This window comes from Streptomyces sp. NPDC088350 (genome assembly GCF_044753545.1).
Lineage (GTDB): Bacteria > Actinomycetota > Actinomycetes > Streptomycetales > Streptomycetaceae > Streptomyces.
Genome location: NZ_JBIVNL010000010.1, coordinates 187,291 through 207,864 on the forward strand (window position 1 = coordinate 187,291; position 20,574 = coordinate 207,864).

Consider the following 20,574-nt stretch of genomic DNA (forward strand, 5'->3'; position numbering starts at 1 on the left):
GGCGTGGGTGAAATGCCCGAGTCGACAATCTGTCGCTTTACCGCCGGTCCGGCGGCGCCGAACAGTGGGACCAATCCGCCGCAGCCAAGGAGATCCGTGATGCGCCGAGTCCAGCAGCCGTACACCGATGTCTTCATGCGCAACCGTGTCGACCTGGCCGCGCCTGGGGCCGCGAAGAAGATCGCGGGGCTGCTGCGGGACACGGGCCTGGTCACTGTCGACGGTCTCGATTCGCGCGCCGCCGTGCTCGCCTTCGCGACCCGGACCATGGAATTGGTGCGGCACCGCGACAGCGACTCGGACGGGCTCACCACCATCCGCGACACCGGCCGCCATGCGCATCGGACGGGATTCGCCGGGCTCGGCAACGGCCCGCTCGATCCGCACACCGAACGCTCCGGCACCCCCAATCCGCCCCGCCTGATGCTCCTCGTGTGCGGACAAGCTGCTGCCACGGGTGGGGAATGCCTGCTCACCGACGGACAGGTCATGCACTCCGACCTCTTCGCCGGCGAGCAGGAGGCGGGGGTCGCGCTGGCACAAGCGCGCACCGCCTTCTTCGGGGCCGGAGACGGCCATGCCACGCAGGTGTTCACCGTCCACGACGATCGGCGGGTGTCCGTGCGCCTGCGGTTCGACAAGCTGGCGCGCTGGAACCCGATAGTTCAGCCCTACCTCCCGCAACTGCGAGCTGCAGCCGGACGTCATCAGGTCTGCCTCGCCCTGGCACCCGGCCAGGGATACCTGCTCGACAACGAACGCTGGCTTCACGCGCGACGCGCCTTCACCGGAGATCGGCTCTTCTGGCGCGCCCTTGGACAGCCCCTGTTTCCCATGCGCCGAGGGTTCGCGCCGGCCCCCACCTCGGGCCGTACACCCATGCTTTCGGAGGCGGGGTGATGACGGAGCGAGCCCAGCCGCTCGCTGCCGGAGCGATGACATCCCGTACGCCTGTCGCCGCTGCTATCGAGACCTGGGATCAAGCGGGCGAGGGTGGCTTCAAGGTCGACTTCCATCCGGCTGAACGCCGGATTGGGCAGGTGAGACGGATCACCAGGGATCAACTGCGCAGCTGGGACCTGGTGATGCTGACCGACGACGCCACGCTCGTCGTCTCCGAGTTGGTCACCAACGCCGTCAAGCACGGTGAGGGACAACCGGTCCGGCTCAAGGTGCTGCACTCCGCCTACGAACTGCGCATCGAAGTGACCGACGGAACCTCTACTCCGGCCCGACTGCGTTCCGCAGGCATGGCCGACGAGAACGGCCGTGGCCTGCTACTTGTCGCCGCCGTCGCCAAAGAGTGGGGGGTTAGCACCGACGGCACCATGACGTGGTGCTCCCTCGCGATCCCCGGTGGGAGGTCGTGATGGTCGCAGTGACGGCTGATGTCGCCGTGCGGCTGCTGCGCCCGCGAACCTCCAACGATCACGAGACGCTGGGCATGGTCCTCTTCGGCCTGCGCCGCTCGCTTGCCGGCGAGGCGATCGGCGAGCAGCTGTACGAGGACCTTGAGGCCGTACTCGGCGAGCACGCCCATCCTGACCTGCATCTGGTCGCGGCCATCGCCGCGCGCTTCCGGGAAACGACCACCACGTTCGTGGAGATCGTTCCCTACCTCGTGCAGCCGTATCCGGTCGACGAGGTTCGGCGGCTCATCTACCTGAGCGCCAATCACCCCCACCCCGGTGACGCACCGGGCCATCTCCGGCGGTTCGCCCTGGCCATCCTCGCGCTTCTCGACCTGATGGGAGATACCGCCTCATGACGCGCGCCACGTCGAGGGAGCTGAACTCCCTGACCAGCACGCACGCCCCGACCAGTTGCCTCGTGCCGTACATCACCGCACGCCAAGGCGAACAGCCCGACTCGCTGTCGAACCTAGGACTGCGGCCCGGCGGCAAGGGTCTGTTCTACCTGAACGAAGGACCGGGCGATCGGGACGAGCGGGGCGTGCTCTGGGCACGCTGCTCTCAGTCCCGCCACGGCAACGACGTCGTTGGGACACCGCGGTGGCGGGACGTGCACCCTTCGCGACAGCGGGAGTGCATGGAAGGGCTGCGGTGCCAGGTTTGCGTGCAGCAACCCAGCCACACCCAGCTCGGCTACCTGTTCCTGGCCGCGCAGCACGAGGCCGGCTCCACGGATGGCTGGGAAGGGTGCCTAACGGCTCAGCCGCCTCTGTGTCTGGAACACGCGAAGGCCGCCGTCGAACAGTGCGGACACCTCGTGCGGGCCGGAACCGTCGCGCTCCGGGCCAGGGTGCCGCGGCTGCACGGAGTGATCGGGGCGCTCTACCGCGCCGGTGCCGACGGACGCCCCGAGCCCGTCGAGTTCGACGGCAAGTTGGCACAAACCCCGCTGCCGTACAGGCATCGGCAGTTGACCCCGTGGTTCCTGGCCTCGCAACTCGTGCGCGAGCTACGAGGCGTCACCGTCGTCGATCTGGACGACCTGGTTTCTGCCGCTTAGAAGAAGCGGCTCCGAAAACGCTGACCAGAGGAGAGGCATGCATAAAGACACTGACTTCACGAATCCGCCCCGTCGTCGTACGGGGGCACTCGCCATCATCCGGGACGAGGCCGGGGCGGTGCTCATGGTGCAGAAGGGCTACAGGGACGGAGCCTTTGGACTGCCCGGCGGTTGCGCGAACGGGGACGAGGCACCGCACCTGGCTTGCGGGCGGGAGGTGCGCGAGGAAACGGGTCTGATCATCACGCCAGGACGGTTCCTCGCGGTGGATTACGTTCCACGCAACGAGGAGACCGGGGCGACAGAGGGACTGAACCTCGTCTACGACCTCGGCACAGTGCCGAGCGACACCCAGATCGTCCTACCCGAAGCGACCCCTGGCGAACAGCCGGAACTGATCGGGTACCGGTTCGTACCGCTCCACCAGCTTGGCGAAGTGGCTGGGGCGCACACCGAGCGGCGTATTCGAGCCGCGGTCGCCGTGCTGGACGACCCGTCCCTGCACCCCGCGTATCTCCTGGAAGGCCGACCGGTCCCGGCCGACGCGTCATGAACTTCTGTCTCCTGTCTGCGCAGACCCGGATGCCCGGCCCATGGCGGAAGGCCCGCAACAGGGGACGGCCCGCCAAAACCCCGCTCCGCCCTTCCCCCTTGAGCCGGCCGACGGCCGGAGCGGTCTCCGATGAGAACCGAGCAGAAAGAGGCTGCACCGCGTGACGAGCAACAAGAAGTCCACCGTCAGGGCCGCGATGGCCCAGATCAAGCGGGACACCAAGGACAACCCCAATCCGAAGTCGACGACCACCCAAGGGGCTCTCTCGGACCGACACGTCCGCAGTCACACACCCGACAGCCTCTACGGCGACGACGCAACAACTACCAAGTAACTGGCAGTCGGAAGCCGCACCACCGCTGACCACGACCGTGCAACAGAGGGCTGACGCCGGCGCCGTCAAGTTCGCCGACGCTGCTGGCCTCGGCCGGGCCGCCGCGTTACGCACCCCGTGGGCAGCCCCGGCTCCTGCCTCCCCATGCACGGCAGCCCCGTTCCTATCCGCTGCCAGGCGCGGGTTCAACTCCCCCTCACCGAGCCTCACTTGGCGCATTTCTGTTCTCACGACCTGGAGAGTGCTTTGCTCACAGCACCGATCTTCGACAGCGTCGAAGGTGCCTACATCGCCCTGCTGCGACTCACAACCGAGCAGCCAGAGCACCGAATTGACGCACGCGGCAACGCCGCCCGTGAAGTGATCGGGGTCAGTTTCCGACTCACGGATCCTCGTCAGCGCCTCCCGTATCTGGCCGAGCGCCGGGCGAATCCGGTGTTTCAGTTCGCCGAGGCTCTGTGGTACCTCGCCGGCCGCCGGGACCTGGAGATGATCGGCTACTACTCGACGTCCATGCACGCCAGCAGCGCCGACGGCATCCGCCTCGGCGGGTCCGCCTACGGGCACACGCTGTTCAGCCCGATCCGCGGCGGCCGGTCCCAGTTCGACCAGGTGGTGAAGCTGCTGCTCAACGAGACCGACAGCAAACGCGGCTACCTGCCGGTGTTCGCGGCGAAGGAACTCGCCGACCTCGACAACCCCGACGTCGCGTGCCTGGCGGGCCTGCACCTGCTCTTGCGCGATGGGCGGCTGCACATGGTGTGCAACATGCGGGCGAACGACCTTGACTGCGGCCTGCTGTCCGACGTCTTCTCCTTCACGATGATCCACGAGTACGCCGCGATCCAACTCGGCCTGGAGCTGGGGACGTACACGCACACGATCGGGTCCGCCCACGTCAACAACAGCGACGCCGAGCGTGTAGAGCGAGTCCTGGAGGAGGCGGACTCCCGGTCGGCGCCGCCGTCCTTCCCGTTCCCGGCGATGCCGCGGAACACCGAGGGTTCCACCATCGCGGACGTCCTGCACCACGAAGACGTGCTCCGTACGAACCGCCGCCGCTACAGCGCCGAGCACATTGCGGGCCTGGACCTGGATCCGTATTGGCAGCAAGTAGTGCTGCTGTTCGAGCTGTACCGGCAGATCCAGCACGACCGGACCACGGCATTCGACCCGGATGTCCTGGCCGCGCTCGATCCCAACCTGCGCTGGCTCATGGAACGTAAGTGGCCGGTCTGCGCCGCGACTTCGGGTGGCGGTTCCCGGTGAGCGGCAGCCGGCCGATGAGCGGCACGGTGGTCGAGGGCATCGACTTCGACCGCTGGGCGGTCATCCTGTGCAAACCCGACGCCGTGGCGCGTGGTCTGGTCGACCAGATCCTCGGGATGGTCTGTGCAGCGGGTATCGCCGTCTCGGACCGTCTGGACCTGATCGCCGAGCCGTGGCAGGCGCACGTCGTCTACCGGGATCTCCTCGCCGACACCGGGCGACGGAACCTGGCCGATCTGCCGTTCCGGATCGATGCCGCGTTCGCTGGCCGGAAGGTCACCGTGGCGCTCGCGCACGGTGAACCCGGTCTCCATGCCCGGCTGCGCCAGCTCGTCGGGCACACCGATCCGACCCGGGCGCTGGCCGGGACGATCCGCGGTGACCTGGGCGACGATAGCCTCGCGGCCGCTCAGGCGGAGAACCGTCTCATACGCAACCTCGTCCAGACCAGCGACGATGCGGCCAGTGCCCGCCGGGAGTACGGGACTTGGTACGGGCCTGGGCGCCGTCTGCAGATCGCCGACTTCGACCGGTGCTCGGTGATCCTGTGCAAGCCGGATGCCGTCGACCGCGACTTGGTAGACGCCATCCTTGAGCGGATCGAGGCTGCGGTCGGTACGGTCGCCAGCCGTCGCGACGTCACCGTGCAGCCGTGGCAGGCCCATGTGCACTACTGGGACCTCCTCGTCGACGCGGACCACTTCCCCGACCGGGACATCCCCGTCTGCCTGGACGACGCCTACGCCGGCAAAGCGGTGACGGTCGCTCTCGCCCACGGGGAGCCAGGCATCCACGACCGCCTGCGTCAGCTGATCGGCCACTTCGACCCACCGCGGGCGGCACCCGGGACGATCCGCGGAGACCTCGGCCACGACAGCCTGGAGCGCGCCCTCGAAGAGCAGCGCCTCGTCCATAACCTCGTGCACACCTCGGACGACGCGGACGCCGCCCGCCGCGACTTCGGCACCTGGTTCGGCGCCAACCGCCGCAGCCTGCTCACCGCCCCCATCCCTGCTCAGCCACACCCACCGACCGCTGAACAGCCCGCGCTTGGAGGTCCTGATGACCATCCCCGTCGTACCGCGCCGCCGTCTGCTTCCGCTGCTGACCGTGGAGCAGATCGGTGAGTTGAAGCCCGCGCTCGCCGACGTGATCGAGTACCGCAAGTCGGGGTTATCGCTGAACCACATCGTCGGCTGCCCGCTGGAGTGCGGCTACTGCGTGCGCCACCTGTTCGACAACTTCGGCATGAAGACGCCCAAGCGCCTGATGAGCGACGAAGCCGCCGTCGCGTCCTTGGTCGGCCACCCGTACTTCCGGCCCCACCGGACACCGATCCAAGTGTTCAACCGGGCCACGGACCCGATGCTGCCGGTCGTCAAGCCACACCTGTTCGCCGTCTTGCGTGACCTCGACGACCGCGGCCTGACCAACCACGTCCTGGTCATCACCCGGTGGCGCGTGAGCGCCGAGGACTGCGCCGTCCTCAACTCCTACAAGAACCTGCGCCTCACCATTCTGGTGACGCACTCCGGCATCGACGACCCGGCCATCGAACCCGTCAACTCCACCTACGCCGCCGACAGCCTGCGCATGCTCTACGAGCACGCCGACCGCTACCGGACCGTCCTGTACTGGCGGCCGATCGTGCCGGGCCTCAACGACTCCGACGAGCACCTGGAGCGGGCCCGCGAACTCTCCCTTCACGCCCATGCCACCGTGTTCACGGGGCTGTTCTTCCGCGACGAGATCAGGGCCTACTACGAGGCGCACGGCCTGCCGACGCCGTACGACGACACGGCCCGCCGCAAGATCATGCCGGAGTTGGCCGAGCAGCGGATCATGGAGGCGTACGCGTCCCGGAACGACCCCGGTGGCGCGCCGTGGGGGACCTTGTTCCTCAAGACGAGCTGTGGTGTCGCCTACGCGCACGGTGAGGCCGACTACAACGGCCACTTCGGAATCAAGGAGCTGTGCCGCATCTGCCCGCCCGCGCAGATCGCCTTGTGCAAGAGGGCTTGGGTCAGGCCGGATCTGGCGGAGGTCACCCGGCAGGCGCGCGCCCTGGGGGCGATCGGCGACGTTGAGATCAACGATCGTGCCATCGTCGTCGAGGGACTGGACGAGCCGCCCCGCTACTTCCTCCAGCACGGGTTCGGCTACCAGTGCCACGACCGCGCTAAGCCCCACCTCCACCGCCAGCACGGCCGGGCCCCCATCGGCTGGGAGGCGGAGAACGGACTCACCACACCATGAACTTCGCCTCCTGGCCCACGCTGCTGGTCGTCGACGTCGAGGGCAACGGCACCAACCCGCCCGACCTCGTCGAGATCGCCGCCCTGCCCGTCCGCGCCGGCATCCCGGACACCACCACGGCCGGAGCATGGCTGATCCGCCCCGAACGGCCGGTCACCCCGCGCGCGGCCGACATCCACGGCCTGACCAACGACGTCCTCGCCGCCCAGCCCGTCTGGGCTCAACTCGCCGACGAGGTGGGCGCCTTCCTCGGCCAGGACTGGATCTGCGCCCACAACGCCCATGTCGACTACCGGGAGTTGCACCGGCACCTCCCCGCATGGAAACCGGCCGGGGTCATCGACACCCTGCGCCTCGCCAAGGCGACCTACACGGGCCTGTCCTCCTACACCCTCGATGCCCTGATCAAGCACGTGGCACCTGACCTGTCGCAAGCCCCGCGAGTCGGAAGGCACCGCGCCACCTACGACGCGTACGCCACCGCCCAGCTCCTGCTCGCAATGGCCGGCCACTACGAGTCCTGGGACCAGTTGATCGCCGCGGCTGTGCCGCCCTCCCTGCCCGGCGCCTCCGAACCAGAAGAGGAACCCACCCTGTGGTGACCACCCACCAGCCCATCCGTATCGGCGTGCTCGGCACCCACTCCACCGGCAAGACCACGCTCTTGAAGCGCATAGAGATGGAACTGCGCGCTGAAGGAATCACCGTGGGCCGCACCGGCCGTCTCGCAAAGCGGGCCGCGGCGGCCGGCCTGCCCAAGATGCAGCACCACACCGCCCGGTCCACCGAGTGGATCATGGTGCAGGGCATTGCCGACGAGATCGCCGCCGTGGCGCAGGGCGCCGAAGTCGTCCTTCTCGACCGTGCCGCTCATGACGCCGTCGCCTACTTCCACGCCGCGCTGGAATATCGCGGTGAGACGGCTCCCCGGACGGAACGCGAACGTCTCCTCACGCTCGCTGCCACCCAACTCCCCAAATACCACCTGCTGTTGGCGACGATCCTCGACGAGAGCGTGCCCGTCGACGCCGGCCATGTCTACGACCCGCGCTACCGGCGCCTCGTCGACCATCACGTTCACGAGCTTCTGGACCGTGACGACATCCCACACCTTCGGGTCCACAGCGACCCCGACAGCCAGGCCCACATCGTCGACGAAGCCGTGCGGAGCTGCCTGACGGAGGCCCTCGTATGACATCCGCGCTGCCCGGGGGCACCATCAGCATCGCCGGGAAGACCGTATCGAGACTCGGCTTCGGCACCATGAGCCTGACCGGCCCCGGAACGTGGGGCGAGCCCTCAGACCGTGAGACCGCGCTCAGCATCCTGCGTCAAGCCGTGAACACGTACGGCATCAGCCACATCGACACCGCCGACGCCTACGGCCCCCACACCGCCGAGCAGTTGATCCGTGACGCGCTCTACCCGTACCCGGAGCACGTGCTGATCGCCACGAAGATCGGCATGGTGCGCCCCGGACCAGGCCAGTGGATGCCCCTCGGCAGCCCCTACTACCTCCGGGCCTGTGCGGAAGCGAGCCTGCGCCGCCTGCGAGTCGAGCGGCTGGAGCTGTGCTACCTGCACCGCATCGATCCCGAGGTGGCACTCGACGACCAGATCGCCGTCCTGCAGGCGCTTCAGGACGAGGGCAAGATCGGGCACATCGGCCTGTCCAAGGTCACCCCCGAGACCATCCATCTGGTGGGCAAGGACCTGCCCGTCGCCGCGGTGCAGAACGTCCTCAACACCACCGACCGCTACGACGACGCGGTAGAGGTGTGTGGCGAACTCGGCATTCCGTACGTGGCTTACCGGCCGCTCGACGCCGGCCTCCTCGCCCGTACGAACGGGTCGGCCGCACCCCTGCAATGGCTCCTCGACCACGGCAGCCACATCGCTCCCATTCCCAGCACCAGTCAGCCGAGCCACCTCGAAGAGATCGTGGCTGTTGCGATGGGCGGAGCCTGATGACAACAGCCGTAGCAAGCATGTTGGCCAGCCCAACAGCGAGGTGCGCCGAGCAGCCGTTGATACGTCGGCGAGCGCCCTACGAGAACTGGAGGCCCCCGATCGTCTGGGCCGCGGTCCTCGTACGGGTCGAACCGGACCACCTACTCTTCAACGACGTGGGCCGCGGCATGTTCGTGCTGCCTGGCGCCGCAATCGAGAACGACCGGGAAGCCGAGCGCGCGGCGAGTCACGCCATGAGCGGCGTGGAGTACGGCATGGCGATCCGTCGCCAGGTCGGGATCGACGTGACCCAGATGCGCCGCAGGAAAGTCATCGTCCACCTCTTCGCGACGGAATTGCTCACGCGCGCCGAGGTCGCTCTGCTTCGCCCGCTGGATCCCCGAGCAGTTCCGTCCGTGCTTCCGGTGCCGAGCTGCCTTACAGACCTGCCCGAACGGGCTCTTGGGCGGGTGGCTCTAGGGCTGATCGCCTTTCAAACCGGGCTGTTCGTCCGGCTTGAAGGCGGGGTGCTACGAGCCTTTGAACCTCCGGCCGCGAGCTGTTCGAGGAAACCGGCCTGACCGCTCATCCCGCCCCTGTTGTCCGACAGCTCTCCTAGCGTCGGCTGAATGGATCGGATGAACGACACGGCCGCCGCCCGGCGCGTAGAGATCACTGCGCAGGGCGGTCGGGCCGACATCGAGATCGACGGCACCTCGATCGACCCGAGCGCCATCAAGGCGTACACCGTCAGCCACTTCGCCGGGGAACGGCCGGAGGTCCTGCTGCACGTGGCGGACCGAGGCGACACCCAGTGGTCAGGGATGGCCCGTGTCACGGTGGCTGACGTGCCAGACCCCGGTCCGGCGGCGGCTGTCTTCCTCGAAGCGATCGACCCGGAGGCGCTGGAGCGCGCCGCGCTCACGCGCCCCGACCTCGGCAGCGAGCCGTACTCGCTCACGAGGGCGATGCTCACCCAGCTCGGGGAGTGGGCCCGTGGCCTTTGACGTCGAAGGCGTGCGCCGGGTCGTCGGACGCATCCTTGACGACAAGCTGGAGGCATGGCGCGACAGCGCGGGCCGCGCCGACGATGTGCTTGACGAGGCCACGGGCCAGTTGGTGCAGCCGGAGCCGGACGAGGAGTTGGTGTGGGACGGCCTTGGTGCGGTGATGCCGTACGGCCGCCCCGCGATCACGCGGCCGATCGCAGGGGCGGTCGCCGTCGAGCCGCCGACTACCGAGTATCAGGCCGTGTTGCCAGTTGGCGCGTCTGAGTTGCGGAGGGATGACGTGATCCGGGTTGCCGGGTCCGTCCGTCCCAAGGGACCGCGCGACCCGCAGTTGGTCGGCCGCCGGTTCAGGGTCTCCGACGAGGCGGTAGGCACCTTCAGCGTGGTGCGCATCGTCCGGATCCAGGCGATCGACTGATGGCCACGGTGAACCCGCACCCCAACGCTCATCCGGACGCGGCCGCGTTCCGTGACCCGATCGCGCTGGCCGCCGCCCTCGCCCGGATGGGCCCGGCCACCCGTGCCCGCACACGGACGATCACGCGGCATCACGCGATGCTGCTGCGTGTCCGCATCCAGCGCAACGCCAGCGGCAGGCCCGGCCCGAACGTGATCACCGGGCACTACCGGGCCTCCTGGGACGTGCGGATGCGTATCGGGGGCGGCGAGGTCAGCGCCGAGGTGTTCTCCGACGCACCGCAGGCGCGACGGCTGGAGTACGGCTTCGTGGGCGTGGACTCGATCGGGCGGCACTACCGGCAACCGCCGTTCCCTCACGTCGAGCCCGCGTTCCGGCAGACCGAACCGGAGTTCATCCAGGCCCTCGCGGACGGGGTACTGCCGTGACCGCCCGACTGCCGGTGACCCGCGCGCTGACTGCCCTCGTCGAGCAGATCACCGGACGCCCGTGCGGTGTCGGTGAACTCCCGCGCGTCCAGGGCAAGTCCGGCTGGGAGCCCGCCACCGTCCCGTACACGGTCCTCGACTCCCTGCCCGCCGAGTTCACGGGTCCGCCCCTGTGGGACTGGCACGCGGATGCGGCCTGGTCGTATCAGGTCACCTCCGTCGGAGAGCGGGCTGATCAGGTCGAGTGGCTGGCCGACCGGGTGCGTGCCGGCCTCGTTGGCCGTGACGACAACGGCTGGGCCTATGACCTGCGCATTCCTCAACTCCGGGTCATCGACCGTGAGTTGACCTATGACGCCGGAGGGGAGCCTTCGGTGTCGGCGGCAGGAGCTATCGTGTCCTACGTACAACGCGTCACGATCACCGTGACGCCAGCCTGAAGACTCTTCAGGTTCCTCACCGCGGAGGCCCGCGCGGACGCTAGGCCCCAGGCCAGGCGACCCCCTTTGAAGTCAAGGGGCAGGGCCTCGGTACGGGACGCTGCCCCGGAAGCGGGAGCGGACCTGTGTCCCTGAAGAAGTCCACCCAGACCCGATTCCTTCGGCGCGGTATCTCCAAGATCCTCTGGGCGACGGAGATCAACGACCCGAAGTACCCCAGCCGCCGTGAGATCACGAACGCCTTCGTCCTGACCGACGCCGTCTCGGACATCGAGGGCTGGGCGCTGGAGAACGAGCCGATCGAGACCCCCGACATGGGGAGCACCTTCAACTCGTCGATCCCCGGCAACGACAAGGCCGAGAGCAGCTCGCTGACCTTCTACGAGGACAGGTTCTCCGACGCGATCGAGCAGCAACTGCCCAAGGGGGCCGAGGGGTACGTGGTCCTGCTGCGCAAGGGCGATCTGCCCGGCTCGCGCTCGGTCGACGTGTTCCCCGTCCAGGTCGCCACGCGCGCCGCGACCTACTCCACCGGCAACGAGGCCGCCAAGTTCAAGGTCGACTACACGATTACCGACGAACCGTCGCTCGACCGGCCGGTGCCGCCCGCCGCTCACCCTCACCCGCTGCCGGAAGACGACTGCGACCCCAAGCCCGCACACGACCACGGCGACGACCATGGTCACGGGCATGACCACGGTCACGGTCCGGACGGTGATGAGCGCACGGTGAGCCTGTCCAGCGTCACCACCACGAAGACCGCCGCGACGGTCCGCGAGCACGACAGTGACGAGGGCTGATCGTGACGCGCCGCACCCCGGACAACCGCCCGCCTTCCTCCGCCACGTCGGCGGAGGGGGCGTGGTCGGCCAAGATGGACCGCCTTCGCCGACGGGCCCGTCCGCAGAAGCGACTGCGGATCTGCGATGACGAGGATCTGCGCCAGCGGTACGACGACGCCGAACAGCGGGCCCGCCGCGCCCGGTTCGTCGCCGAGGCGAACCCTGGCGACGAATCGGCCGTCCGGCAGTCGGCCGACGCCGACACCGCACGGGACGAGATCCGTCAACTCCTTGATGAGGCCTCGGAGTTCCTGATCTTCCGGGCCCTGCCTCGTCCTGCTCTGGAAGAGCTGATCTCCGAGCATCCGCCGACCGAACAGCAGGCGGAGGACGGGTCGATCTTCAACCCGGACACCTTCCCCGCCGCCTTGGTGGCGGCTGCCTCCGTGGACGGCATGAGCCGCGAGGAAGCCGAGGAACTGCTCGACGGCTGGTCGACGCCGGACGCGAACGCGCTGTGGGACGCGGCTTGGAAGGTCCAGCAGGAGAGCCGGGTCGAGCTGGGAAAAGGCTGAGCCGCGATGCCGATCTGCGCGCCGAGTTGGAGCTGTGCGAGCAGTACCGCATCCCGCACTCGCAGTTCCTCGGTGGTGACGGCCGCTGGTCCGACCTCGACCGGGCCAAGGCGATGGCGTGGGCGCACTGGCAGCGGTCGGTGTGCCCGGAGTGCCGCACCCGGCTGCAGGAGTGGGACCACCAGCGCGGCGGCGACCCGCACGCCTACGTCACCGACACCCTGCGCTGCCCCGGCTGCGAGCTGATCGAGCAGGAACGCGACCACGTCCCCCAGGACCGGTCCGGCTACGGCGTGAAGATCCAGCTCCTTCCGCGCGAGCAGTACGAACAGCGCCCCTGATCCACCTCCGCACCCTGTAAGGAGGCCGCCTGCGGTGGCCGGGTTCACCCTCACGGTCGCGATGCGCGCCGAGGTCCGCGACCTGATCGCGGGAACCCGTGCTGCCTCCGGACAGATGCGTACGTTCGCTGACCGGACCGACGCGGCGAACCGTTCCCTGGCTCGGCTGGACGCCAACGGGGCGCGGCTCGCTACGCAGTTCGCCGCGCTGAATCGTTCCTCCCGCGCAGCCGTGGGGGAGTTGAACCGGATCACCGCCCGCGCCGGGGCCGCCCGTACGGCACTGCGCGCGGCCGGGGACGACGGCGCCCGCTCGATGTCCCGGCTCCAGCGGGCCACCGCCGGTGCCGGTCGGCGCGGCATGTCCACCACGAACATGCTCGCCGGCGGCGCCCTCGTGCTGGGCACCGGCGAGATCATCGAGGAGGGCAACCGCTACCAGCGGCAGATGAACCTCTTCGGTGCGGTGACCGATGCGACCGCCGCACAGATGAAGCGGGCGGCCGCCGTCGCCGAGGAACTCGGCAACGACCTGACCCTGCCCACAACGACGTCGGCCGACGCCGCCGAGGGCATGGTCGAACTGAGCAGGGCGGGTTTCCGCGCGGACCAGTCGATCGACGCCGTACGCGCCTCGCTCCAGCTCGCGTCGGCGGCCGACGTCAACGCCGCCACCAGCGCCCGCTACTTGGGCGACATCATGGATCAGTACGGCCTTGGTGCTGATCAGGCGTCCAAGGCGTCGGACACGCTCGCGGCCACCGCGAACAACGCGTCCGGTTCCATCACCGACATCTACTACTCGATGCGGTACGCGGGCCCGGTCGCGAACGCGCTCGGCGTCAGCCTCCAGGACACCGCGGCCGCGGTCGGCATGCTCGGCAAGAGCGGCATCCTCGGCCAGACCGCCGGCACGAGCCTGCGCGGGATCTTCGCCAACTTGGCGGCACCGACGCCGGCCATGAAGAAGGGCCTGAAGGACCTCGGGATCGAAGCCTGGGATGCCCAGGGGCGTTTCCGCGGGCTGCGCACGGTCATCGACGGCCTGTCGAAGGCCGAACACTCCATGTCCGAGCAGGACTTCACCGCCGCCGTCACCCGCGCCTTCGGCAAGCCCGCGCTCAGCGGCGCCGTCGCGCTCGCCCATCAGGGCACCGAGAGCTTCGACGCCCTGGCCATGGCGGTCGACCAGACCGGGTCGGCCGCGTCCATCACCGCCTCGCGCGGTAAGGGACTCACCGGTGCGATGACACAGCTACGCACTCAGGCCAGGCAGACCGGCATCGCCCTGTACGAGGGGATGGCGCCCGGCCTGGAATGGGTAACCCGTCTGCTCACCCGCGGGATGTCCGGGGCCACGCCCTACCTGACCACTGCTCTTGAGTACGGCCGCGACATCGCCACCCTGTACGGCCCGGACCTGAAGGAGTCCACGAAGAACGGGATCGGGTCGCTCACCGATGAGGCCCAGCGGCTCATTGGGCCGCTCCAGGACATCGGTGAGCACGCGCTGGCCACCGGCCTCAACCTGCTGATCAACGCCGCCAGCACCCTGGGCGACGTCCTGGACAACGCCGCCGACGGCGCGGAACCCCTCCTGAGGGCCATCGCCGACCTCGGCGACGACGGAGGCGCGGCGGCCGGAACGCTCGACATCGTCGCCACTGTCGCGAACGTCGCGCTGGACGCCGTCTCCGGGCTCTCCCTTGTCCTCGTACCCATTGGCCACCTCGTCGGCGGACTGGTCAGCGCGTTCGGCGCGCTGCCCGCGCCGATCCAGTCCGCAGCCCTGGCGATGCTCCTGTTCCGCCGCGTCCAGCCGACCCTGACGGGCATAGCGAACACCGTCAGCGGCCCGGTCCGCTCGGGCTTCGCCTCGGCCAACGAACAGATGCGCCTCCAGCAGTCCTTGGCGGCCGCATCGGGCGTCACCCTGTCCCGGTACGGCGCCGCCTGGGCTGCCCTCCAGGCCCGGGTCGGCTTCCTCGGCACCATGACCGCCGCGTTCCGCAGCGCGAACGGGGCGGGCACCACGTTCACCGGCACGCTCAACGGCGTTGGCCGGGCCGCCGGGTCGGGACTGCGCTCGGCACTCGGCGGCGTGACCAACGCGCTCGGCGGCCCGTTCGGCGTCGTCATGGCCGGGGTGTCGATCGGCCTGGGACTATTGGCCGCCCGCCAGCAGAAGGCCGCGCAAGCCGCCGCCGAACACCAGCAGCGCATCTCCACCCTCACCTCCGCGTTGCGCGAGTCCGGCGGGCAGATCGACTCCAACGTCCGCAATCAGGCGGCCCAGGCCCTGCTGGACACCAAAACCAACCAGGGCCAGTTGACCAAGGTCATGGAGCAGGCCGGCGTGCCGCTGGCCAGCCTCACCGACGCCTACCTCGGACAGGGCACGAGCCTGGACGCGCTGCAGAAGCAGCTCCTCACGACCGCGAACGCCCACCGGGAGTACCGGGACGTGGCGGGCGGCAAGTCGTCGGTCCTCGATTACACCGACGTCGGTCAGCAGTACAAGGACGCCGCCGATGCACTCGGCAGCGTCAAGGGCGAGATGGCCGAGTCGGTGAAGAACGCGCGGGACCTGGCGGCGGCGACGAAGGGAGCCGGGGATGGCACGTCGGCGTACGACCGTCTGAAGGCGGCCGTCGGCGGCCTGGCCGACCAGACCGCCGACGCCGACACCCGCACCCGGTCTCTGAAGTCGGCTCTCGACCTGCTGTCGGGCGGACAGATCTCCCTCCAGGCCGCCGAGGCCAAGGTCAACAGCGCGGTCCTCGACCTCCAGGAGGGCAGTAAGGGCGTCAGCCGTCAGCAGGGCTACGGCGGGCGCCAGCTCGTCAACGAGGACAAGACCCTCAACACCACGACGAGGAACGGCCAGCAGCTCTACACCCAGCTCACCGCCCTGTCCGACGCGGCGGCCGATGCCTCGGTGGCGACTTTCGATCTCGCGCAGCGCAACGGCGAGACGCTGCCGGCCGCGCTCACGAAGGCACGCGAGCAGATGAGCCGTGCTCGTACGGAGGCGATCGCGGCTGCGCGTGGCTACGGCTTGACCAAGGCCCAGGCCGAGGGCGTTGCCGACAGCCTCGGCCTGCTGCCGTCGAAGGTGTCGCTGCTGCTCCAGACGAAGGGCATGGACAGCACGCTGGCGAACCTGATCGCCGTCCAGGCGGAGTTCCAGCGACTCCCCAACTCCAAGACGATCAAGGTGGATTCGCTCAGCGACGGTGCGCAGCAGAAGCTCCGCGACCTCGGGTTCACCGTGAAGACCGTGCCGGGTACGCGGCAGATCAGGATCACCGCGCCGACGCAGGGAGCGAAGAAGAACCTTGACACGCTCATCGAGACGCTCGGCCGGACCCCGAACAGTAAGAACATCCCGGTGTCCGCGCCGACCGCGGCCGCGATCAAGAACCTTCAGGCCATCCAGACGAAGCTCCGCGCCACACCGGGCGCCAAGTCCGTCATCGTCCGAGCCCCAACAGCCCAGGCGCGCAAGGAACTTGAAGCCCTCGGCTTCCGGGTCGAGAAGGTTCCCGGCACGAAGAACGTCAAGGTCACCGTCCCCACCTCCGGGCCGCGCAAGGCGGCGGACTCGATCCAGCGCCGCATCGACGCACTGCGCGGCAAGGAACTGACGGTCACCACCCGGCACGTCACGGTCTTCGACCAGCTCACCAAGCAGACCGGGAGCACCGCCGACGCGATCGAGAAGCAAGCCGAGAACCTGCGCAAGAACGTCGACCGGCATGCCGACGGCGCCGTGGTCGACTACTTCGCCGACGGCGGCCTCACCGGCGATGCGCGCCGTGAACAGCACGTCGCGCAGATCGCACCGGCCGGGAGCTGGCGTGTCTGGGGTGAACCCGAGACCGGGGGCGAGGCCTATGTGCCACTCGGGACTTCGAAGCGCGAGCGCAGCAAGGCCGTCGTGGAGACCGTCGTCGACCGGTTCGGCGGGCAGGTCGAGTGGTTCGCCGACGGAGGTATCCGCAGTGCCCGCAGCCGCGACTACAGCCCGCTGCTCGCCAACTCCTTCAAGCAGGCCCGCAACGCGGCGGCGATCGCCGGTGTCGTGCGCTCCTTCGACATCCGCACCGGCAGCGACCAGGCCCGCACCCGCGTGGTCGACGCCCGCGCCGGCGGCCGCGTCCAGGTCGTCGTCGTACGCGAACAGCAGCCACTGATCGGCTCCATGCCGGTCACCGTCACCGACAGCGCCGCCACCCCCGAACAGATTGGCAACGAGATGATGCGCACCCTGCGCAACGCGCAGCGGGGCGGGAGAGTGTGATGACCACAGCACCCCACACCAGTAGCCGCACCGAACTGGCCCCCTGGCAGTACGAGATCGGAGGCGTCGTCCTCGGCAAGGGCAGCTACGTACCGGTCGGGAACATCGAAGGCCTCGGTGCGCCCGCCACCCGACCCCAGGACGCCGACAACCCGAACAGCGAAGGCACCACTCCCGGCCGGGACTTCTACGGCCCGCGCACCCTGCGCTTCGAGGCCGGCATCAAGACCCCCGGCGACCCGGAGAAGGCCACCGCCATCCTCGCCCGGCTGGAGCTGGCGCTGGACGACCCCGACGCCCGCACCAGCCCGGACGGCCGTCACATCCTGCGCGGCCGGTGGCCCGGACACACAACTCGCCGTATGTACGGGCGACTTCGACGGATGGAAGCCACCAGCACCGCAACCGCCGTACACGGATGGATCCCACTGGACATCGAGTTCGCGGGTCTGGACGACCCGCGCTGGTACGACGACGAGCTGTCGGCGCTGACCCTCGACTTGGACCAGGCCGCTCGCGCCGACCATCCCGACCGCACCCTCGACGAGGCGCTGGGATCTGGCGCTCGGTGTCCCGGTTCCGCAGACCCGAAGCACCAACTGGCCGACGATCGGCCCGGCTGGATCACCAACCGCGGTGACGTGCCGACGTATCCCAGCCTGCGCGTGCACGGCCCGGTCACCGGGCCGCGGATCTGGAACACGCGCACCCGCCGCGTCCTCGACCTCGACGTGACGCTGCGCGAGGGCGAATGGGTGGAGCTGGAGACCCGGCCCGGCACGCGCTGGGCACTGCGCAACGGCACCACCAACGTCGCCAACGACCTGAGCCCCGCATCCCGTCTCGACCTGTTCACCCTCCCGCCCGGACGGTCCGAGATCGCCTGGAGCGCGAACGACCCGTCCGCCACCGCGCGCCTCGAGGTGGCGTGGCGGTCGGCGTACACCACCCTGTGAACGGAGAGCACTCGTGACGCTGCAACCCCCGATGATGGTGCGCGGGGCCGACCACTCCGCCCGGGCCATGCGCCTGATGATCCGCGACCTTGCCCGAGGCCGGCAGGGCATCGCGGAGAGCGAGGACCTGAAGGTCCGGCCGCTTCCCACACCCGGCCCCGGTGTCCGGGTCGGTGACGGTTCGGCTCTCGTCCACGGTGCCCGCCCCTGGCAAGGGGCCTACACCCAGAGCAACATCGGCGACGCCGAGGTCGGCATCTCACCGACCGGCCCGGTCGCCCGCACCGACCTGATCGTCCTGCGGATCGAGGACCCCGAGTGGGAAGGCGAACGCGACCCCCGCACGCAGGAGATCGGCTACTTCCACGTCGTCGAGGCAGTGACCGGCGAGGCCTCCGCCGTGCCCGACGGTATGACCGGGATCGCTCTGGCCCGCGTTACCTTGCCCCGTAACACCGGGGCGATCACCGCCGACATGATCACGGACCTGCGGCAAATCGCGAACCCACGCACCGAACGCCTCCTGCGCGTCGTACACCCGACCACCACCGACAAGGTGCCCGGCAAGCACGGCCAGTGGGCGGCTTGGCCCAAGGAAGCCGCTTGGGACCTCGATATCCCCACCTGGGCGACACGGGCCACCATCGTCGTCACGCTCTCCGGACTGCGCTCCGAGGCAGGCCCCGTCTACGCCGAGTTGCGCACCCGGCTGGGGGAGCGCGCGGCCAAGGCAACGGTGGTGGACGACGACGGCACGACCACCCGCCGCTCCAGCGTCACCCTGGCCGACGACGTCGCCGTACCCCCTGCCTACCGGGGCAGCCGCCAGCACCTGGCCGTCGAGATCAACCAGAACGACCAGTACGGCGACGGGGAGTTGGCCGTTGCGAAGGGCACGACGGTCACGCTCGACGTCGCGTTCACGGAAGGGCCCGCGTGACGATGGCCGACTTCCGTTACATCGCCGTTCGGGCCGCGACCGGTGACGTCCTGCACTGGAACCTGCCGCTGGGCGAGGTCGAGTACGGCCCGGAGATATCCGGGCCCGGCTCGCTCAAGGCGACCGTGCCGACCACGTTCCGCCGCGCGCTGTCCGAACTGCTCGACGCCGGCGACACCGTGCTCCTGGTCGAGCGCGACGCCCGCCTCGACTGGGGCGGGCTGCTGTGGCGCGCCGAGCCCGAGGGCAGCACGTTGCCCGTCGAGGCCTCCGGGTTCGGCAGCTACCTCCACCGCCGCTTCGACCTCCACGGCAACCTCGACGGCCGCGGCCCCTACATCGAAGCCGACCCGTGCCAGGTGATCCGCGACGTGTGGGCGTACTGCCAGGCACAGCCCGACGGCGACCTCGGTGTGGTCGTTGACGACACGAAGTCGACAGCCAAGACCGGCACGGCGAAGGACCCCTACACCACTTCCAAGACCGACCCACGCAACCTCGGCGAGATGGTGGACGAGATGGCTGAGATCGACGACGGCCTGGAGTGGTCGGAGACGGTGACCTGGCGCGGGCGGCGCGCCGAGCGACGCATCCTCCTCGGGGCGCCGCGACTCGGCCGGCGGCGGGAGGACCTGACCTTCACCACTGGCGCGAATGTCGTCGGCACCCCGCACGTCATCAAGGACGCCGACTCCTATGCCCAGTGGGCCATTGGACTCGGCGCGGGCGAGGGCAAGAAGCGCACGGTCGTCATCGACGGCGTACGCAACGGGCGTCTCCGCCTGGAACACCGGCTGGAGACGAGCGAGAAGGACGCCGCCAAGCTGAAGCAGCGCACTCGCCGCGAACGACTGGCACGTCAAGTCCTGCCCTCGCTAACCGAGTTGGACATCATCGACCACCCGGCCGCGCCCATCGACGCGCTCCGGATCGGAGACGACGTCCGTATCCGGCTGTTCGAGCCGCACACCGCCTACGACGGCTGGTGCCGGATCGTCGGCTGGACCGTGAAGCCCGGCGAAGGAGAGACCGCCGACCGCGTCACGCTGAAGCTGGAACGCACCAACAAGCCCGAGGACGACACGGGCGAGGAGGAGCAGTAGATGCCGGACACGATCGCCGACCTCGGCCGCCGACTGGCCCGGCTGGAGAAGAGGGTCACCACCCTCGAACGCGCTCGCCGCGCTCCCTACCCGGAGTGGCACGACCTCCCGTTGACCGGCGACACCACGGTCCTGGACGAGGAGCAGCCGCCGCAGTTCCGCGCCAATCCCTGGGACACCACGGAGTTCTGCGGCCGCATCGGCCTCGTCGGCGGGCAGGCCACCGACGACCAGCTGATCGCGCTGCTGCCCGAGGGGTACTGGCCAGAAGCGCCGCGCACGGTCGATGTCGCCTCCGACGCCGCCCGTCGCGCCCTCCAACTCGACATCACCCCCAAGGGCCTGGTCCGACTGCGGGTTCAGGGCGGCGGCAGTCTCCAGGCAACCTGGATCAGCCTGGACGGCGCCTCCTGCCGTACAGACAGGGCCGACGATGCCTCATAG

The 20,574-nt window shown here is 69.2% G+C and carries 25 protein-coding genes; all 25 read left to right on the top strand.

What is annotated here, in order from left to right; genetic code table 11:
- Window positions 1-135: 135 nt before the first annotated feature.
- The 25 genes from ACIQBL_RS33180 to ACIQBL_RS33300 all read left to right on the top strand — a co-directional run bounded on the left by ACIQBL_RS33180 (window position 136) and on the right by ACIQBL_RS33300 (window position 20,574).
- Window positions 136-900 (top strand): TauD/TfdA family dioxygenase, encoded by a 765-nt coding sequence (locus ACIQBL_RS33180; RefSeq protein WP_401948291.1) that lies wholly within the window; start codon window positions 136-138, stop codon window positions 898-900.
- The gene (locus ACIQBL_RS33185; protein WP_401948293.1) at window positions 900-1,370 is read left to right on the top strand and encodes an ATP-binding protein; all 471 of its coding nucleotides are present in this window, start codon (window positions 900-902) and stop codon (window positions 1,368-1,370) included. Before ACIQBL_RS33180 ends, ACIQBL_RS33185 begins: the two co-directional genes overlap by 1 nt.
- Window positions 1,370-1,768, top strand: a complete 399-nt coding sequence (locus ACIQBL_RS33190) for a DUF6415 family natural product biosynthesis protein (protein ID WP_401948296.1) — start codon at window positions 1,370-1,372, stop codon at window positions 1,766-1,768. Before ACIQBL_RS33185 ends, ACIQBL_RS33190 begins: the two co-directional genes overlap by 1 nt.
- Window positions 1,765-2,472 carry a hypothetical protein gene (locus ACIQBL_RS33195; RefSeq protein WP_401948298.1) on the top strand — a complete coding sequence of 236 codons (708 nt, stop codon included), beginning with the start codon at window positions 1,765-1,767 and terminating at the stop codon, window positions 2,470-2,472. Before ACIQBL_RS33190 ends, ACIQBL_RS33195 begins: the two co-directional genes overlap by 4 nt.
- Before the next feature lie 37 nt (window positions 2,473-2,509).
- On the top strand, window positions 2,510-3,025 hold the full coding sequence (locus ACIQBL_RS33200) for an NUDIX domain-containing protein (protein WP_401948301.1): 516 nt from the start codon (window positions 2,510-2,512) through the stop codon (window positions 3,023-3,025).
- 160 nt (window positions 3,026-3,185) lie between these two features.
- Complete coding sequence (locus ACIQBL_RS33205; RefSeq protein ID WP_401948303.1) at window positions 3,186-3,359, top strand: hypothetical protein; 174 nt, start codon at window positions 3,186-3,188, stop codon at window positions 3,357-3,359.
- Between the two features lie 246 nt (window positions 3,360-3,605).
- Window positions 3,606-4,628, top strand: coding sequence for a thymidylate synthase (locus ACIQBL_RS33210; RefSeq protein ID WP_401948305.1), 1,023 nt, complete (start codon window positions 3,606-3,608; stop codon window positions 4,626-4,628).
- Complete coding sequence (locus ACIQBL_RS33215) at window positions 4,586-5,755, top strand: nucleoside-diphosphate kinase (protein ID WP_401948308.1); 1,170 nt, start codon at window positions 4,586-4,588, stop codon at window positions 5,753-5,755. The genes ACIQBL_RS33210 and ACIQBL_RS33215 overlap by 43 nt, the downstream gene beginning before the upstream one ends.
- Complete coding sequence (locus ACIQBL_RS33220; RefSeq protein WP_401948310.1) at window positions 5,691-6,884, top strand: radical SAM protein; 1,194 nt, start codon at window positions 5,691-5,693, stop codon at window positions 6,882-6,884. The genes ACIQBL_RS33215 and ACIQBL_RS33220 overlap by 65 nt, the downstream gene beginning before the upstream one ends.
- A complete protein-coding gene (locus ACIQBL_RS33225; protein ID WP_401948313.1) occupies window positions 6,881-7,486 on the top strand; it encodes an exonuclease domain-containing protein in 606 nt (201 codons plus the stop codon). The genes ACIQBL_RS33220 and ACIQBL_RS33225 overlap by 4 nt, the downstream gene beginning before the upstream one ends.
- On the top strand, window positions 7,483-8,079 hold the full coding sequence (locus tag ACIQBL_RS33230; RefSeq protein WP_401948316.1) for an AAA family ATPase: 597 nt from the start codon (window positions 7,483-7,485) through the stop codon (window positions 8,077-8,079). Before ACIQBL_RS33225 ends, ACIQBL_RS33230 begins: the two co-directional genes overlap by 4 nt.
- Entirely contained in the window at window positions 8,076-8,852 is a 777-nt protein-coding gene (locus ACIQBL_RS33235) for an aldo/keto reductase (RefSeq protein ID WP_401948319.1), read from the top strand. The genes ACIQBL_RS33230 and ACIQBL_RS33235 overlap by 4 nt, the downstream gene beginning before the upstream one ends.
- Window positions 8,853-9,010: 158 nt before the next feature.
- The gene (locus ACIQBL_RS33240) at window positions 9,011-9,415 is read left to right on the top strand and encodes a hypothetical protein (RefSeq protein ID WP_401948321.1); all 405 of its coding nucleotides are present in this window, start codon (window positions 9,011-9,013) and stop codon (window positions 9,413-9,415) included.
- A gap of 48 nt (window positions 9,416-9,463) precedes the next feature.
- Window positions 9,464-9,841 carry a hypothetical protein gene (locus tag ACIQBL_RS33245; RefSeq protein ID WP_401948324.1) on the top strand — a complete coding sequence of 126 codons (378 nt, stop codon included), beginning with the start codon at window positions 9,464-9,466 and terminating at the stop codon, window positions 9,839-9,841.
- A complete protein-coding gene (locus ACIQBL_RS33250) occupies window positions 9,831-10,262 on the top strand; it encodes a DUF6093 family protein (RefSeq protein ID WP_401948326.1) in 432 nt (143 codons plus the stop codon). The genes ACIQBL_RS33245 and ACIQBL_RS33250 overlap by 11 nt, the downstream gene beginning before the upstream one ends.
- Window positions 10,262-10,690 (top strand): HK97 gp10 family phage protein, encoded by a 429-nt coding sequence (locus tag ACIQBL_RS33255; RefSeq protein ID WP_401948328.1) that lies wholly within the window; start codon window positions 10,262-10,264, stop codon window positions 10,688-10,690. The genes ACIQBL_RS33250 and ACIQBL_RS33255 overlap by 1 nt, the downstream gene beginning before the upstream one ends.
- Entirely contained in the window at window positions 10,687-11,130 is a 444-nt protein-coding gene (locus ACIQBL_RS33260) for a hypothetical protein (RefSeq protein ID WP_401948330.1), read from the top strand. Before ACIQBL_RS33255 ends, ACIQBL_RS33260 begins: the two co-directional genes overlap by 4 nt.
- Window positions 11,131-11,255: 125 nt before the next feature.
- The gene (locus ACIQBL_RS33265) at window positions 11,256-11,930 is read left to right on the top strand and encodes a hypothetical protein (RefSeq protein WP_401948332.1); all 675 of its coding nucleotides are present in this window, start codon (window positions 11,256-11,258) and stop codon (window positions 11,928-11,930) included.
- A 2-nt stretch (window positions 11,931-11,932) separates the two neighbouring features.
- Window positions 11,933-12,487: a hypothetical protein gene (locus ACIQBL_RS33270; RefSeq protein ID WP_401948335.1), complete on the top strand. Its 555-nt coding sequence runs from the start codon at window positions 11,933-11,935 to the stop codon at window positions 12,485-12,487.
- A gap of 26 nt (window positions 12,488-12,513) precedes the next feature.
- Window positions 12,514-12,828 carry a hypothetical protein gene (locus ACIQBL_RS33275; protein WP_401948338.1) on the top strand — a complete coding sequence of 105 codons (315 nt, stop codon included), beginning with the start codon at window positions 12,514-12,516 and terminating at the stop codon, window positions 12,826-12,828.
- Window positions 12,829-12,862: 34 nt separating this feature from the next.
- The gene (locus tag ACIQBL_RS33280) at window positions 12,863-17,131 is read left to right on the top strand and encodes a phage tail tape measure protein (protein ID WP_401948341.1); all 4,269 of its coding nucleotides are present in this window, start codon (window positions 12,863-12,865) and stop codon (window positions 17,129-17,131) included.
- Window positions 17,131-18,087, top strand: coding sequence for a phage distal tail protein (locus tag ACIQBL_RS33285; RefSeq protein ID WP_401948344.1), 957 nt, complete (start codon window positions 17,131-17,133; stop codon window positions 18,085-18,087). The genes ACIQBL_RS33280 and ACIQBL_RS33285 overlap by 1 nt, the downstream gene beginning before the upstream one ends.
- Window positions 18,088-18,100: 13 nt before the next feature.
- On the top strand, window positions 18,101-19,027 hold the full coding sequence (locus tag ACIQBL_RS33290) for a hypothetical protein (RefSeq protein WP_401948347.1): 927 nt from the start codon (window positions 18,101-18,103) through the stop codon (window positions 19,025-19,027).
- On the top strand, window positions 19,024-20,130 hold the full coding sequence (locus ACIQBL_RS33295; protein ID WP_401948350.1) for a hypothetical protein: 1,107 nt from the start codon (window positions 19,024-19,026) through the stop codon (window positions 20,128-20,130). The genes ACIQBL_RS33290 and ACIQBL_RS33295 overlap by 4 nt, the downstream gene beginning before the upstream one ends.
- Complete coding sequence (locus ACIQBL_RS33300) at window positions 20,131-20,574, top strand: hypothetical protein (RefSeq protein WP_401948352.1); 444 nt, start codon at window positions 20,131-20,133, stop codon at window positions 20,572-20,574.